Below are 15,845 nucleotides of genomic sequence, written 5' to 3'. Positions count from 1 at the left end.
TTTCTAGGTCAATATAAAGCACAACATGCAAATGATTACTCATCACTGCATAAGCCGCCACATCAATAGCAAACACCTCGGTAAGCTTCAATATTTGCGTTTCAACCCAACCTCGGCGGTGGTCATAGTTTTTACCCGTGTATTTATCATCACCACACAAAAAGGCACGCCGTACTAAACGGCTACAGCAATGATAGTAAGGCGTGCCTTCGATACTAATTAGCGTTCGTCTTGGACGGGGCATACAACCTCCTTGTTAAATGCTCTTGCAAAGCTTAGTTGGAGGTCGTTCTTATTGCTATTAACTATGGGTGTCTATGTATTTTACTGTTTGTTACCCTTATTAATTAGCTTTTATGGAGCTTTAATAGCTAGACTATATGAATTCTATACTTATCGATAAACGCTTGCCTGTCTGAATCTGTTGGCTGGTTATCTTGGCTGAATGTTGAAATATCCCGAATAAAACCCTCAGAAGGTCCTGACGGTGCATTTATAACGAGTAAATGGCTATCTGTGATTGCCCTAAAACGCCTTTTTACATTAGGCCCTGCAATAACAAGATCACCTGCACTTGCAACAAACTCCTCATTTTCTACACCAAATTCAATTTCCCCTGAAATCAGATAAAATATCTCATCATCAATTTCATGGTAATGCCAAGGAGCTTCATTGCCTTTGGGAAGTTTGCTATCAAAGATAGAAACACGATCATCGGTGTCAGCACCAGAGGCAAGAATTGAAGTCATTTCACCTTGATCAAGATAGTATCTTTCAGCTTTGCCAGCTTTAACATGTTTGTATCTCATTTTGACCTCCACCTAATTTCGTCTTGTTCAGTGTAAAAATGTTAACTAGCCAGATATCGCTCAAGCTTAGGTTTAACGAGTGTTGTCATCATCAAAGAGATCAGTAGCCCTAATGGCAGAGCAATAATTAGCGCACTCCACCAAACATTCATGAGTTCTGATAACGTCGTAAATTCAATGTTATTTAGGGTAGTTACTAATGCCATAATACTTTCCATTACTAATGCCATAGCGACACCAATAATAACATTACGTTTCGATTCTGAAGCCCTGGGCAAAACAAGAACAACTATTTTACTGATAACAGCAACCATCATAAACCCTATTGGAGCCATCGTTATGGCTACTATTAATGTCGACGCTATCCATTGATAAAGGAACTGTTCGCCAAAGCCAATATTTTTATAAGTCATCACAAAGGTAAGACTGCCGATTAGCGTCAAAACTAAAGACACAGTCACTAGGATTTTTTTTGCCATATTCTTCATATTTATCGCTTCTCAATTATAGTTGACACTGTCAACCATGTACAAATTGAACTCTAACTGTTATAGTTGACACTGTCAACTTATTCTTAGAGGCCAATTTTGACTATTAAAATCCCAGATTCTTTTTTAGCGCTTACCTATACCTTCAAATCTTGTGTAAACAAGGAAATACGTGAAGTAGGCATTGATATTGCCCCGATGGAAATCCAGTCGCTTCATTGTATTAATCGTATTGATAGTTGTACCGCTGCATATATCTCAGAACAGCTAGATAGGGATAAAGGGCAAGTAGCTAGACTCGTTAGAGATATGTTAAAGAAGGATTTAATTTATAAAGTGTCTAATCCATCAGATAGCAGAAGCAAATTGATTGAATTGTCTGAATTTGGGCAAGAAGTTTTGAAGCAATTACTACATATTGAAAGTGGTATCATGAAAGTCATGCTGGATTCAATAACAGAGAACCAAGTTGATCAATTTAATGCCATAGCATTAGCGATGACTAAGAACCTGAAAAGATAACTATACAAGATACAAGGGCTTATACCAGCCAGTCATTGTTAACACCTAATTAACAGGCAAAAAATAGTTGGTTAAAATAAGCAACGAAGGAGCAAAAATCAACTGTTTTTTGTCCTTGTTTAATTTCTTGTTAGGCAAATTTTAGTAACGGTCAGACTTCAAATCTTTTATCTTTAATTGCCATTCATTTGCATTAGCTATAAAAGGCGCCTTTACAGTTAATAATGACTCTGAATTAGGCTGGATTACCCAGCTATAGATACTGTCTGATGTTGAAGCTAACAACTCTCCGTTTTTCTTGCTTATTACCTCATAACTAATATGATTCCATTTATACTCAGTGTTATTGGTAACATTAAACGTTATTAGTTTTGCTTTAGAACCACCTACATCGATAATTTTTTCTTTGGTAAATGTAAATTTGCTTTCATAATCTAAAAAGTCTTTTTTATTAAATGAGCCAGTATTCCAAAAAATGAAAATAAATAAAGGCAGCATAAAAATAAAGCTATAGTTTTGAGGGTTTTTATACCAAACCTGATATGCCTGACAGTAAGGGCATTTTGTAGCTCCAGTTTCTATTTCTTTTATACAAGATTTACACGTGTGCATATTGCAATACTCCATTTGCATAACATTTTAATATACGGCTTGCGCGTTTTGCCAAGCCATGTTGAGAAAGCGTGCACAGGTAAAAGCCTGAAAAAATCACTAATAACAAATAATTAAACATTTACGCTTAAGATTGTATCCAATACACCTCAGGACAAAGTGAGTCGCACACTTTGCTTTCCGGTTATCTAAACTTTTCATGAACGCACACTTACATCTTACTGAATTTATACAAGTTAGCAATCAAACCGTTATAGGTCGTATCTACACCAACTGTCAGTTGTAGATACGGCCGTGACCGTCCATGACATGGACGTCATGGCCGAGCTTACAAGGATGTATTTATAGCGTGTCACTGCAGTGTCTGCACATACGGTCGTTCCTACAGACCCACCTGTTCACGACATTCGGACATCCTGTCCAGCACCCGATGTAGGCGATTGATAACAATGAAGCTGCAATTTAGAGCTCAATTCCTTGTCGCCACGACTTTGTTCAAGCGTAGCTTGATGAAACTAATAGATAACTAAAACGTTTTGGGACACAAATGAGTCCCCCAATCAGCTCACCTTTAGCCAACACAGAACTCTCGTTCACCCCACGCTTAGTAAACAAAAAGGCCTGCAACAATGCAGGCCTTAATAATCTTAAGCATTCAAACTTAAGCGCTTAACTCTTGACCTCTTCGCTGTTAAGCTCTTCCGCTTTAGGCTCTGCTGTACCTTTAAACTTTTCACGCATGGTTTGCATCATCACGTAAAAAACTGGCACAAGCAGTGTACCGACTATCGTCGCCGCGACCATACCACCGAACACCGAGTAACCCAGTGCTCGACGACTTCCCGCGCCAGCGCCAGTGGCAACAACTAACGGAAGCACTCCGAGTAAGAACGAAAAGGCTGTCATTAATACCGCGCGAAAACGCAGTCTAGCCGCCGTTTCGCCAGCATCCAATATACTCTTGCCCTCTTCTCTTAACTGCTTGGCAAATTCGACAATCAAGATGGCGTTCTTACACGCTAAGCCTATCAACAACACTAAGCCAATTTGGGCATACAAGTTAAGTTCAGCGCCCACCAGCCAAATATTGAGGAACGCCCCCAATATGGCAATCGGCACCGCGAGCATCACCGCAAATGGAATGGTCCAACTCTCATACTGAGCCACCAAAAATAGATAGGTAAATACCAACGCCAAAGCAAAGATTAATGGCGCTAAGTTACCCGCCTTAATCTCTTGGTAAGTTTGCCCTGTCCACTCATAGCTATAACCTGTTGGTAAGCTCTGCGCCGCGGCGCGTTCCATGGCGCGAATAGCATCACCGGAACTATAACCAGGTGCTGGGAAACCGTTAATCGTGGTAGAACTAAACATGTTGTATGAGTTCATCACGTCGGGCCCCAATATCGGCGTCACCGTCACCAAGGTACTCAGTGGCACCATTTCACCGGAAGAAGAACGCACATAAAAGCGCGCAATATCCATATCGGAATTTCGGTATTCACCCTCCGCTTGTAGTATGACCCTAAAGACCTTACCGAAACGGTTAAAGTCATTGACGTACATTGATCCCAGCATCGTCTGCATGGTGGTAAAGATCTCATTCAGCGGTATGCCTAATGCTTTGGCCTTATCACGGTCTACATCGACAAACATTTGCGGCACATCGGCGCGGAAATTACTAAATGACATCGCAATTTCTGGCTGCTCGTTCGCTTTCATAATAAGCGCACGCATCACCGATGCCAGCTCCTGCGGACTGCGGCCTTGGGTGTCTTGCAATACAAACTCAAAACCACCGACACTGCCGACGCCCGGAATGGGCGGCAGTGAGAAAGCCATCGCCTTAACGGATGGATTCGCCGCATATTTGGCTTGCAGCTTTGCCACAATCGCGTGTTCTGCCATATCGGCAGATTCACGTTCAGACCAAGTAGACAGAGTGACAATCATCAAACCGCCGTTTGATGCCACTGAGCCCGACAAGATACTAAAGCCACTGGCATGGATCACATTTTCAACACCTGGCTCTGCCAGCGTTAACTCAACTAAATCACGCATGACGTCTTCAGTACGGTTAAGTGACGCGCCATCAGGGAGTTGAATATCGACCATAAAGGCTTTCTTATCTTCCATTGGCACAAAGCCTGATGGCAAGATTGTCGCTAAACCGCCGGTCGCCGCCAATAGCCCGATAAAGACTACCAACACCAACACCAATTTACGGGTTAGCACATGGACTAGTTTGGTGTATTTACCGGTGAAGATATTGAAGTATTTATTAAATTTGGCGTGGAACCCAGTGGTATGCTCCTTTGGAGAACGTAATACCGAGGCGCATAATGCAGGACTTAGGGTCAATGCATTAACTGACGAGATAAGCACTGCAATACAGATAGTCACAGAGAACTGTGCGTACATCTGCCCGGTGATCCCGGGCATCACGGCCGTGGGTGCAAATACCGCTAATAGCACTAACGTGGTCGCTATAATCGGCCCTGTCACCTCTTTCATCGCTTTAGAGGTGGCCTCTTTAGGTGACAAGCCCTCATCCTGCATCAAGCGGGTCACGTTCTCGACCACCACAATGGCATCATCAACCACAATACCAATGGCTAAGATAAGCGCGAATAGCGATACCGTATTAATGCTCATGCCAGATATTAGCAAAAAGGCAAAAGTACCAATCAAAGACACTGGGATCGCAATCGCTGGGATCAATGTTGAGCGCACATCTTGTAAGAAAATAAACACCACAAAGATAACCAAGGCTACCGAAATAAACAGTGTTTGCACCACCTCATTAATCGAGCTTTCGACGAAGTCTGAGGTGTCATATAACACCTCGTACTCTAAATCTCTTGGGAAGTTAGCCGACAAAGTATCCATCTGATCCCTAATGCCCGCCGCCACTTCTAATGCGTTAGCATCAGGTGACTGGTAAATAGAGATAATCGCTGATGGTTTATTGTTAAGCTTGCCTTGAGCATCATAAGTTTGTGACCCTAGTTCAACTCGAGCCACATCACCTACGGTGATTTTTGAGCCATCTTCATTAGCTCGAACCACAACATTAGCAAATTCGGTGGTATTTTTTAGTCGTCCTTTGGTTTGCAGCGTATATTGAAACTGCTGATCTGGATCGACTGGTGCAGCACCAATTCGACCCGCTGCCACTTGAATATTTTGCTCTTGCAGCGCTGCAATAACGTCGGTGGCGGTAATTGAAAAGCTAGCCATTTTATCGGGATCAAGCCATATGCGCATCGCATAATCGAGCGCGCCAATAATCTGCACTTTCGACACGCCGTTCTGACGCGCTAAGGCATCTTTTACATTGAGGCCTGCATAGTTAGTAATAAACAGCGAATCAAACGTTTCGTTAGGGGAAACTAGGTTCACTACCATCAAGATATTGGGGCTTTGTTTCTCGACTTTCACCCCTTGCCTTTTCACCTCTTCAGGCAATCTTGGCATGGCTTGCTGTACCCGGTTTTGTACCTTTACCTGCGCCATGTCAGGGTCGGTACCGACCTCAAAGGTTACATTGAGTGAATAGCTACCGTCGTTGGCGCTCTTTGACTCCATATACAGCATGCCTTCCACGCCGTTAATTTCAGCTTCTAAAGGCTGGGCAATGGTGTCTTTTACAACATTGGCACTGGCACCCGAATAACTGGTCGACACACTCACTTGTGGCGGTGCGATCTCAGGAAACTCTGACACTGACAAGATAGGAATAGAGATAAGCCCCACCAACGTCAGTACGGTAGAGATCACAAAGGCAAATTTAGGCCTATTGATGAAGAATTCACTAATCATAGTTATCCCCTACTTTGTTTGGTTAGCTTCTTGGAAAGGAATAATCTCTTGCTCAACCGCATTAACTTCAATGCCTGGTCGAATTTTTTGTAGTCCATCAACAACGATACGATCGCCACCATCTAAGCCACTTAACACGCGCCATTGAATGCCGAAACGTTCACCGAGCTCGACAATACGCTTCTCAACTAGATTCTTATCATTAAGCACCATCACAAAACGGCCTTGTTGATCTTCTTGCACTGACGCTTGCGGGATTAATAACGCTTGTTCTGTAATGGGCGATTCGATAATCAAAGTGACGAACATGCCAGGTAACATAAAGTTATCGGCATTTTTAAAAGTGGCACGGATAGGTAAGGTGCCAGTGGCGGGATCAACCTTGTTACTCACAAAATCGATATAACCAGATTCTTTATGCATGGTTGCATTGGGCAACCGCAGATTAATCACAATATCTTGGATCTTTATATCGCGAGATAACGCCTTAGAAAAGCTTTGTTGAGCGGTAATTAACGCACGTTCAGCAACTTGAAAGTTAACCCACATTGGCTGTAACTGTACTAAGTTTGCCATTTCAGATTGCGGACTAATGATGTCACCGGTACTCACTTTAGCGTTACTTATCCGCCCAGAGATTGGCGCGTACACTTTGGTATAGCTTAGCTGTAACTCAGCGCCACTAACGGCCGCTTCGGCTTGCACAACGCCAGCGGCAGTTGTCAGCTTACGAGAGGTCAACTCATCCATATCCTGCGCACTGATCATGCCATCGGGCAGTAAGCGACGACCACGTTCCCAGTTCATTATTGCGACATCTCTTGAGGCGATAGCTTGTTTCAGTACGGCTTTTTGCTGAGCTAACTCTGCCACATAAGTTGCAGGATCAATCTCGAACAGTAAGTCCCCCTGATTAACATCTTCACCTTCGATAAAGCTGCGTTTAAGCAGTTGTCCCTGAATTTGCGATTTAATCGTCACATCTTCAGATGCTCTTGTACGGCCAACAATTTCACTTTTAGATTGAATATCTTGCATGCTTGCGGTGCTAACAATCACGCTTGGCAACACTGCTGCCTGAGGCGCTGGCGCTTCACCACACCCACTGGCAATAATACTGATGCACCCAATGGTGAGCAGTTTTAGTTTTGAAACTGTTGAACAGGCCATTTAAGCCTCCTGAAGTGTCAGATATTTGCATTATATTTATCTTGAAATTATAAGCACATACTGCACCGCACATAAACCTTTTTACATTGAAGTATCATTGTTTTTACATAAAACAGCATAGATAACCTCATATTGCTAAATAAAACGAATCAAGCGACCAACAAAAGCACTTTATTAAATTAACTGATGCTTTGTTAAATTAACTGATGCTTTATTAGTCAAAGTAACCTATGGAATTGTTGTGAGAGGCAAAAGTGGGAGCTAGAGCAAGTTTATTGGAGTTCATGTCGTGGTAAAAAATACTCAGAGCAACTAAGTTTAACTAGGCTTAAAATTAGTAAGTGTTCTAGTTTCAATAGCAGCCCAATAGTGGTACAAATGACTTAGCTCATTTACGCTGTTTTCTATAACAGCATGACACGTAAGCTATTATTAGATTGAATAACCCAAGTTAGCAGTTAATTGTTAACCTTAGACACATACAGTACGCACAGGCCAACACCATGTGTTGAGCATAATAAGAACAGTGCCCAATATGGCATCCGTTACAGCGAACAGGTAGGTAATTTATGACAGCAATTTCTCACGTTTATAACTATACAGTCCGATGCCCACAGATAAAGGATCCCGCTCACCCAACAAGCTGGCTAAACCATATCGAGATTAACCGTTCATGTGAAATAGCACTCGACAGAATCACTAAGTGGCATGGCCACTCAGGCACTCGATTGTTCGAGCACGAGGGATGCGTCGTTAGAGAAGCAGAAGCAGAACAAGCCTACTTTTCGATTAAAAATGATCGTCTGAGAGATGACATTCATGTGCTAGCGACCTTTAAAGTCTTTATGGATAACAAAACCAAAGACACGTCAGTACAAGAGGTTATGGAACATATCATTGATGATTATAAGTCGCGCTTAAGCAAACTGTAACCATCAGTAGGCATGTTCTAATCACTAGAACATGCCGCTAATTTCAACGACTAGAAAATCCCATTCCATCGACACTGCCAAACAGTGATATCCCTCCTCATTCACCATTGTTTATCTCGTATCAAAAGCAGCCGTAATTGACCACATTACACACTAGACCCATTGGGTAATTGCTGGCATAGTGCTTGCCATTATTAATGATTGGATCTTATTGTGAGATTATCGACCTTAGTTATTTTCCTTAGCACAATAACCACGATCAGTGCCTGTGCAGAACTAAAAGAAGCCGGCCGTCAGATCGGTGATACCACCAAAGAGGTCACCACCGACATTGGTCATGCCTCGCGGGATACCACTCGTGCTATCGGCCATGCATCCCGTGACGCTGTCAACTCAGTAAAAGATGACCTCAGTAAAAACTAAAGTGATTTAACCAAGCTTGTCGTTAGTATTAAGCTGCATTGGCTCGCATGCCATGCGGTGCCGGTTGCCCTTGCTCATTAACGTGAACAAATACCATTTTGTCTATGCTCACGATAGGGGCATGAGTGAGCTTATTGCGCACTTGGCAACAAACCGTTATTGAACTTGAACCATAACTTAGCAACGACAAACCAAACTCAATCACATCCCCTTGCCGCGCAGATGTCATAAAGTTCACTTCAGAGATGAGCTTGGTGACATGACTTAGGCTTTTCATTTGGCAACCAGCAAAGATAGCCGCCTCTTCATCTATCCAACTTAATAGTTGACCACCAAACAGTGAATTAGCAGGATTGAGATGTTCTGGTTTAATAAATCGTCGACTATAAAATTTCATAATAGTGCCTCTTAGCTTTACTTAATAATACCCCAAAAGAGGTAGCAACAAGCGCGCCAACAATATTAATCATATTTTTCAACAACTAAGGATTTATCACATCTATTCACAGCATGAAATGCACATTAATAGAGCCTACTTGCACCGAAGTGAATCGCCTGCAGCGCTAGCCAGTCAGTTGTTAAAGCAACAAAACTGAAACAAAATCATCGCCATATCGTCATGCTTATACTCGACAATCACATCGCCACAAAGAAACCTCCTATAAATAATATAAATTGACGGTGATGATAGTGATTAATATCAAAAAGATAGCGGCAATAGCCTCTTGCAGTCTCGTGACAATAGCAGCAAATGCAGCGGTACTTCCTAGCAACCAAACTGACAGTCAATGGTTTAAAGACAGCGCCCAATTAGTGAGTGATAAAACTCAACAGACAGCGCCAAAGAAAGCTAAAAATGTGATTTTATTTGTCGGTGATGGCATGGGTATTTCGACCTTAACAGCAGCCCGCATCTTCGAAGGACAGCAACAGGTTGATAATAAAGGCGGCGAAGAAAACCTCCTCAGCTTTGAGCACTTCCCAAAAACGGCACTGGTTAAAACTTACAACACCAACCAACAAACACCTGATTCTGCTGGCACCATGACTGCAATCGTCACCGGCGTAAAATCAAAGGCGGGTGTGTTATCAGTATCAGACAACAGCTTGCGTGCTAATTGCCTATCTTCAAAAGGCAATGAACTCATCACCTTGGTCGACCTCGCCAATGCAAAAGGCTTATCGACGGGTGTCGTCAGTACGGCTCGCATCACCCACGCCACGCCAGCAGCAGCCTACGCGGCATCGCCTGAGCGTAATTGGGAAGCAGATTCTAATCTTCCAGCAGAAGCCGTTGCCAACGAATGTAAGGATATAGCCTATCAGTTGGTGATGCGCGATGAAGCCAATGCGTTAAGCGTGGCACTTGGTGGCGGTCGTCGTAACTTCATTCCAAACGATGTCACTGATGGCGAAAATAAAACCGGTCGCCGCGACGATGGTGTTGATTTAACTCAAGCTTGGACCGACAACCTTAGCAATTCAGCTTACGTGTGGGATAAAACGGGTTTTGACGCCATTGATGTGACGACAACCGACCACCTGCTGGGTTTATTTAATTCATCGCACATGGAATATGAAGCTGACCGAGCTGATGATACCGCAGGCGAGCCATCATTGACTGAAATGACCACCAAATCGATTGAGCTACTCAACAAAAATGAAAACGGTTACCTGCTCATCGTTGAATCGGGACGTATTGATCATGCCCATCATGCGGGTAATGCTTATCGCGCAATGATGGATACCGTTGAATTGTCTAATGCGGTAAAAGCAGCCGTTGCAACAACTGATCCAGCCGAAACACTCATCATGGTCACTGCCGATCATAGCCACGTATTCACCATCGCAGGTTACCCAAAGCGCGGCAATCCAATATTAGGATTAGTCCACAATGTGGGGGGTGATCTCGCCATCGCTAAAGACGGTAAACCTTACACCACTGTCGGTTATACCAATGGTCCTGGCGCTGTTGTGGGTGTGCGTGACGATTTAAGCTCTGTCGATACCAAAGACAAAGATTTTATGCAGCAGTCATTGGTCCCGATGAATAGCGAAACTCATGCAGGCGAAGATATTACGCTACATGCAACGGGTCCAGGTTCAGACCTTGTCCAAGGTGTTATTGAGCAGAACGTAATCTTCCACATAATCAATCAAGCACAAACGCTAGGCGGTACTAAATATTAATACCTAAGCAACTGGTCATTAATAATTTTTCTTACTGACTCATTCAAATACGTCAGCAATAGTACCCAATAATTGGAGTTTAAAATGAACAAGAAATTACTCGTACTTTCGATTGCAGCAATGCTTGGTTTAGCAGCTTGTGGCAGCGATGGTGATAATGGTGCCGACGGCAACAATGGCACTGATGGCAATAATGGTGGCAACGGTAACAATGGCCAAGACTGGAGCGCTGTTAACCAGTGGTATATCGACGGCCAAGCTAGAGTCGCCAAAGCCGAGGAGCTAACCGTTAACAACCAAGCTGGCGCGGCCAAGAACATCATTCTGTTTGTTGGTGATGGTATGGGAGTATCTACCGTCACGGCAGCGCGTATTTTAGAAGGTCAGCTAAAAGGACAAACGGGTGAAGAAAACTCGCTCTCTTTTGAAACCCTCCCTTATTTAGGCTTGGCTAAAACGTATAATGTCGACGGTCAAACACCCGATTCAGCAGGCACCATGACTGCGATGATCACTGGCGTCAAAACCGATGTTGGCGTGCTTTCACAAGCGGAAGGTGTCTCACGGGGTAACTGCGCTTCAACTTCAGGCCAAAACCTGGTCACTTCACTTGAGCTAGCCGCGATGGCGGGATTATCAACGGGTGTGGTCTCTACTGCTCGCATCACCCATGCAACGCCAGCGGCAACCTATGCCCATGCACCTGAGCGTAACTGGGAAAGCGATGCTGACTTGTCAGCAGAAGCGGTCACCAATGGTTGTAAAGATATCGCATCACAGTTAATCGACTTTAATTTTGGCAGCGGACTTAACGTGGTAATGGGCGGCGGTCGTCGTGCCTTTATTCCGAGTTCGATGACAGATCCAGAAGGTAAATCAGGTAAACGTCTCGATAACCGCGACTTAACCGATGAATGGCTAAATAAATATACTAACGCTGCTTATGTTGCTGATAGAGATGGCTTCTTAGCGTTAGACCCAAGCACCACAGACCATGTGTTAGGCCTGTTTAACTCCTCGCACATGGAATATGACTATGACCGCACAACGACGGGTGCCACTGGCGAACCATCACTGGCTGAGATGACCGCAAAATCGATTGATATTTTGAAGAAAAATGACAAAGGTTTTGTGCTCATTATTGAAGCCGGACGCATTGATCATGCTCACCATGCGGGTAATGCAGCACGCGCGCTACATGACACCATAGCCATGTCAGAAGCGGTTCGCGTTGCGATGGAGAAAACGTCCGCTAAAGACACCTTACTAATTGTTACCGCCGATCATAGCCATGTGTTTACCATTGCAGGCTACCCTACTCGTGGTAACCCAATCTTGGGCTTAGTTAAAGGTAATGGCACTGACGGTCAACCTGTTATCACTAATTCAACCGATACAAATGGCTTACCGTATACCACTGTTGGCTACGCTAACGGCCTAGGTTACGCCAACTTAGCCACCGGTGGCGACGAGCGCTATGGCTACGCTGCTGCATCGGGTCGTTTTGACCTAAATTATGTTGATACCCAAAGCGCAGGCTTCCATCAAGAAGCCCTCGTACCACTGGGCAGTGAAACGCATGCAGGTGAAGATGTTGCTATATTTGCCAGCGGTCCAGGTTCACACCTTATTCAAGGCACTGTTGAGCAAAACCACATTTTTCATGTCATGAACCATGCCATCAATTTGGTTGAAAAGGCAGAAGCTGCCCAACCATAACAACAAACGGTGATTGAAAAGCCACTGGATAGTTTCAGTGGCTTATTCAAGCCTTCAGATATGGATATCAACAATCACTTTAATCAACAATCAGTATCCAATATTCAGCCCTTATCAGGAGTGATCATGCAGCACAATACATCTTCAAAGCCGTTCTCTTATACTTCAGCGCTTACTATGGCGGGCACATTAATTGCGCTCTTAATCAGCAGTACAGCGGCCCATGCAGTGCAATGCGAATCGCTAGATTCATCACACCTCAGTGCGCGATATGCAGTCTCCAATAACCAAGGAGTCACTAAAGAGATAACCTTGCTAAGAAATGACCAAGAAGTCATATATCAGCATAGCGCGCAAAGCTTTGAGCTGTGGAATACTCGCGGGGAATATGTGCGTTATTTTCCAACCGAACGTCGCTCAGTTAGTTATCAGAATGGCGACCTTCTTTCTCTGAATATCCATTTTGACTTCAAGCAGCTCAATCACCTTATCTCCCCAAAGACGATCGCCAGTATGCAACAGCTGCCATCGAACTCAAATAAAGCGACTGACATCTGTATGACTGAGCAACAATATCAAGGGCAACAACAAAATCACCTGTTAGCAATCACATGGCTCGATAAACTCGCACTGCCAAAATCGTTTCGAGTGACCGATAAAAAAGGCAGTATTCAATATGAGTTGCTAGAGATAAAAGCGCTTCCTAAGAGCGAGTTTATCGCACTGACGTCGGGCTATCGGGATATTGATTTTGCCGATGTCGGCGACAATGAGTCAGACCCTTTCATCGCGAAAATGATCCATCAAGGCTTTATTCAACACGGTAGCAGTGGATTTTATGATAGCCAAGGCAAGCAGATCCAAAACGGAGAAAGCGGCCATCAGCACTAGAGGCTGAAAATCGGTTTAAGTCACAAAAAAGCCCTTAACATTAAGGGCTTTTAAGTTTCATTAGCGTAGGGCTTAAGTACTCAAACATCTCAATCCATCAATGAATGAAGGACGATGATTTGAATCCAGCTTAACGCTTCAAAATTATTTTAAGCTCGCGGATAAAGCAATCAATATCGACACGCGATATATCAGCATGAGTCACTAAACGCAGTGTTTTACCCGCGCTAACCAGTATGCCTTTTTGCTTAAGTTGCTCGGTAACCTGATGAATATCTAACTCGCCAACAACCTTGGCAAACACCATATTGGTTTGCACCAGTGACATATCAACATCAAAACAATCAATCGTAGACAATTGCGACGCCAGATAAGCGGCATTATCATGATCGTCAGCCAATCGTTCGACTTGGTCAGTCAATGCCAACTGAGCCGCTGCCGCCAATATACCCGCTTGGCGCATCCCTCCACCAAGCATTTTACGCCAGCGTCGAGCTTTTTTAATTAAACGCTCATCAGCCAGTAATATTGAGCCCACTGGCGCACATAACCCTTTAGATAAGCAGATAGATACGGAGTCGAAATACTGCGTAATTGCGGTCATCGGTAGGTTTTGAGCCACGGCAGCATTCGCAACGCGTGCACCATCAAGATGAATCTTAAGCCCTTTTTCAAATGCTAAAGATTGTGCATCGGCCAAATAGCCTTGTGGTACCACTTTGCCACCAATGGTATTTTCCAGACTCAATAACCGAGTTCGCGCAAAATGGACATCATCGGGCTTAATCGCAGCTTCAATGTCCGACAATAAAATACTACCATCGGCTTGGTTGTTCAGTGGCTGCGGCTGAATGCTGCCTAAAACAGCAGCACCACCGCCTTCAAACTTATAGTTATGCGCTTGCTGGCCACAAATATACTCATCTCCGCGTTCACAATGGCCCATCAAGGCTAGTAAGTTAGCTTGAGTGCCTGATGAGGTAAATAAAGCGCCATCAAAACCAAACATTTCAGCGGCCATATCTTCAAGGTAGTTAACGCTTGGATCGTCGCCATATACATCATCTCCGACTTCAGCAACGCCAATTGCAGCACGCATAGCGGCTGTTGGCTTCGTCACAGTGTCACTGCGAAAATCTATCATCACTTACCTCATTATCAATATTGTGTTTGAACTCAATTACTCGGGGACGGTTGTTCTTTCGAGCTTAGTTTTTGTTCTGTTCTTGGCTACAAAGAATAGAATGATTAAAGCCCCCTAATAATACTGTGACAACCCAGCTTCTACCAGCGCCAAGTTTACAGATACTTCAATAAATCAAATGAACGAGACCTGCAGCGAATACAGCCAAAGCACCATAAATAGACACCGTTTATTTTACTTAATCATTAAAACTATGCCTAAACATCACCAAAAACCCAAATTGATTGGGCTATGACAAACAAAAGCCAAAATAATGCATTAGATTAAGTAATGCTAAAAACAATATTTATCACTGTATTTTTTGCTGAAATACGGGCAGACTTCGCTTTCTTTTGGTTAGCTAGAATTATCTTATGTTAGAAGTAAAAGTGATCAGTGCTTTGTGGCTCATCGGCATCTTAGCTGAAGCGATGACGGGCGCCCTAGCCGCCGGTAAAAAACAGATGGACCTTTTTGGTGTGGTGATTATTGGTTGTGTCACCGCGATTGGTGGTGGCACCCTGCGTGATATGCTCCTTGGAAATTACCCCCTAGTATGGATTGAAAATGCACATTACTTGCTAGCCATCGCGGCAGCATCACTGCTCACGGTGATGATTGCACCGTTAATGCGCTACTTATCGCGATTGTTTTTGGCCATTGATGCAATTGGTCTAGCGGTATTTTCTATTGTTGGTACACAAAAAACCTTAATGCTGGGTTACAGCATTGAGATAGCGATTGTGATGGGGGTTGTGACTGGCGTTTTTGGCGGCGTTATCCGTGATATTTTATGCAATCAAGTGCCGCTTATTTTTAAGAAAGAACTATACGCATTAGTGGCTTTGCTAACATCTGCTTTATATGTGGCGATGAAGCTAAACGGTGTAGTTGAATGGATAAGCCTTTCTATCGCACTGACCTTTGGCTTTAGCTTTAGAATGCTCGCTATCCGCTATCATTGGTCAATGCCCAAGTTTGACTACCAATATCAGTCAGACAACATCCATTAATAACCACTAAGCTCGCAGTTTAAAATCATAAAAAAGGTCAGCAAATGCTGACCTTTTACTTATCCAATTAA

The 15,845-nt window shown here is 43.6% G+C and carries 14 protein-coding genes and 1 pseudogene; 7 read left to right on the top strand and 8 right to left on the bottom strand.

The genetic code is table 11. The annotated features are described in order from the left end of the window. From CXF82_RS11715 to CXF82_RS11705, 3 genes and pseudogenes are all read right to left on the bottom strand, one after another. Window positions 1-244 (bottom strand): annotated as a pseudogene (locus CXF82_RS11715) (transposase); the annotation flags it as partial. 127 nt (window positions 245-371) lie between these two features. Next, window positions 372-809 carry a cupin domain-containing protein gene (locus CXF82_RS11710; RefSeq protein WP_101090573.1) on the bottom strand — a complete coding sequence of 146 codons (438 nt, stop codon included), beginning with the start codon at window positions 807-809 and terminating at the stop codon, window positions 372-374. A 41-nt stretch (window positions 810-850) separates the two neighbouring features. Continuing rightward, the gene (locus CXF82_RS11705) at window positions 851-1,297 is read right to left on the bottom strand and encodes a DUF2798 domain-containing protein (protein ID WP_101090572.1); all 447 of its coding nucleotides are present in this window, start codon (window positions 1,295-1,297) and stop codon (window positions 851-853) included. Between the two features lie 99 nt (window positions 1,298-1,396). Here CXF82_RS11705 and CXF82_RS11700 point away from each other — a divergent pair, with 99 nt between their 5' ends. Then, window positions 1,397-1,819: a MarR family winged helix-turn-helix transcriptional regulator gene (locus CXF82_RS11700; RefSeq protein ID WP_102044230.1), complete on the top strand. Its 423-nt coding sequence runs from the start codon at window positions 1,397-1,399 to the stop codon at window positions 1,817-1,819. Window positions 1,820-1,960: 141 nt separating this feature from the next. Here CXF82_RS11700 and CXF82_RS11695 read toward each other — a convergent pair whose 3' ends face one another. From CXF82_RS11695 to CXF82_RS11685, 3 genes are all read right to left on the bottom strand, one after another. Next, entirely contained in the window at window positions 1,961-2,431 is a 471-nt protein-coding gene (locus CXF82_RS11695; RefSeq protein WP_101090570.1) for a hypothetical protein, read from the bottom strand. Between the two features lie 669 nt (window positions 2,432-3,100). Beyond that, window positions 3,101-6,253 carry an efflux RND transporter permease subunit gene (locus tag CXF82_RS11690; protein ID WP_102044229.1) on the bottom strand — a complete coding sequence of 1,051 codons (3,153 nt, stop codon included), beginning with the start codon at window positions 6,251-6,253 and terminating at the stop codon, window positions 3,101-3,103. 9 nt (window positions 6,254-6,262) lie between these two features. Further along, on the bottom strand, window positions 6,263-7,423 hold the full coding sequence (locus tag CXF82_RS11685; RefSeq protein WP_102044228.1) for an efflux RND transporter periplasmic adaptor subunit: 1,161 nt from the start codon (window positions 7,421-7,423) through the stop codon (window positions 6,263-6,265). Window positions 7,424-7,992: 569 nt separating this feature from the next. Here CXF82_RS11685 and CXF82_RS11680 point away from each other — a divergent pair. Together CXF82_RS11680 and CXF82_RS11675 are read left to right on the top strand one after the other, a co-directional pair. After that, window positions 7,993-8,355 carry a cytoplasmic protein gene (locus CXF82_RS11680; protein WP_101090567.1) on the top strand — a complete coding sequence of 121 codons (363 nt, stop codon included), beginning with the start codon at window positions 7,993-7,995 and terminating at the stop codon, window positions 8,353-8,355. A 213-nt stretch (window positions 8,356-8,568) separates the two neighbouring features. Continuing rightward, window positions 8,569-8,778 (top strand): hypothetical protein, encoded by a 210-nt coding sequence (locus CXF82_RS11675; protein ID WP_101090566.1) that lies wholly within the window; start codon window positions 8,569-8,571, stop codon window positions 8,776-8,778. Between the two features lie 28 nt (window positions 8,779-8,806). Here CXF82_RS11675 and CXF82_RS11670 read toward each other — a convergent pair whose 3' ends face one another. Continuing rightward, window positions 8,807-9,175, bottom strand: a complete 369-nt coding sequence (locus tag CXF82_RS11670; protein ID WP_101090565.1) for an acyl-CoA thioesterase — start codon at window positions 9,173-9,175, stop codon at window positions 8,807-8,809. Between the two features lie 287 nt (window positions 9,176-9,462). Between CXF82_RS11670 and CXF82_RS11665 the strand changes: the two genes are divergently transcribed. The 3 genes from CXF82_RS11665 (at window position 9,463) to CXF82_RS11655 (ending at window position 13,578) form a co-directional block, all read left to right on the top strand. Then, entirely contained in the window at window positions 9,463-10,968 is a 1,506-nt protein-coding gene (locus CXF82_RS11665; protein WP_101090564.1) for an alkaline phosphatase, read from the top strand. 84 nt (window positions 10,969-11,052) lie between these two features. Continuing rightward, complete coding sequence (locus CXF82_RS11660) at window positions 11,053-12,687, top strand: alkaline phosphatase family protein (RefSeq protein WP_101090563.1); 1,635 nt, start codon at window positions 11,053-11,055, stop codon at window positions 12,685-12,687. Between the two features lie 126 nt (window positions 12,688-12,813). Then, the gene (locus tag CXF82_RS11655; protein WP_145991686.1) at window positions 12,814-13,578 is read left to right on the top strand and encodes a hypothetical protein; all 765 of its coding nucleotides are present in this window, start codon (window positions 12,814-12,816) and stop codon (window positions 13,576-13,578) included. Window positions 13,579-13,708: 130 nt separating this feature from the next. Here the strand turns inward: CXF82_RS11655 and ltaE are convergent, their stop codons facing one another. Beyond that, complete coding sequence (gene ltaE, locus CXF82_RS11650; RefSeq protein WP_101090561.1) at window positions 13,709-14,722, bottom strand: low-specificity L-threonine aldolase; 1,014 nt, start codon at window positions 14,720-14,722, stop codon at window positions 13,709-13,711. A 413-nt stretch (window positions 14,723-15,135) separates the two neighbouring features. Between ltaE and CXF82_RS11645 the strand changes: the two genes are divergently transcribed. Next, window positions 15,136-15,774 (top strand): trimeric intracellular cation channel family protein, encoded by a 639-nt coding sequence (locus tag CXF82_RS11645; RefSeq protein ID WP_101090560.1) that lies wholly within the window; start codon window positions 15,136-15,138, stop codon window positions 15,772-15,774. Window positions 15,775-15,845 lie beyond the last annotated feature (71 nt).

It is taken from the genome of Shewanella sp. GutDb-MelDb, assembly GCF_002836075.1.
Taxonomy (GTDB): domain Bacteria; phylum Pseudomonadota; class Gammaproteobacteria; order Enterobacterales; family Shewanellaceae; genus Shewanella.
The sequence above is the reverse complement of the archived record's forward strand: the minus strand, read 5'-3'. Positions and strand labels throughout refer to the sequence as shown.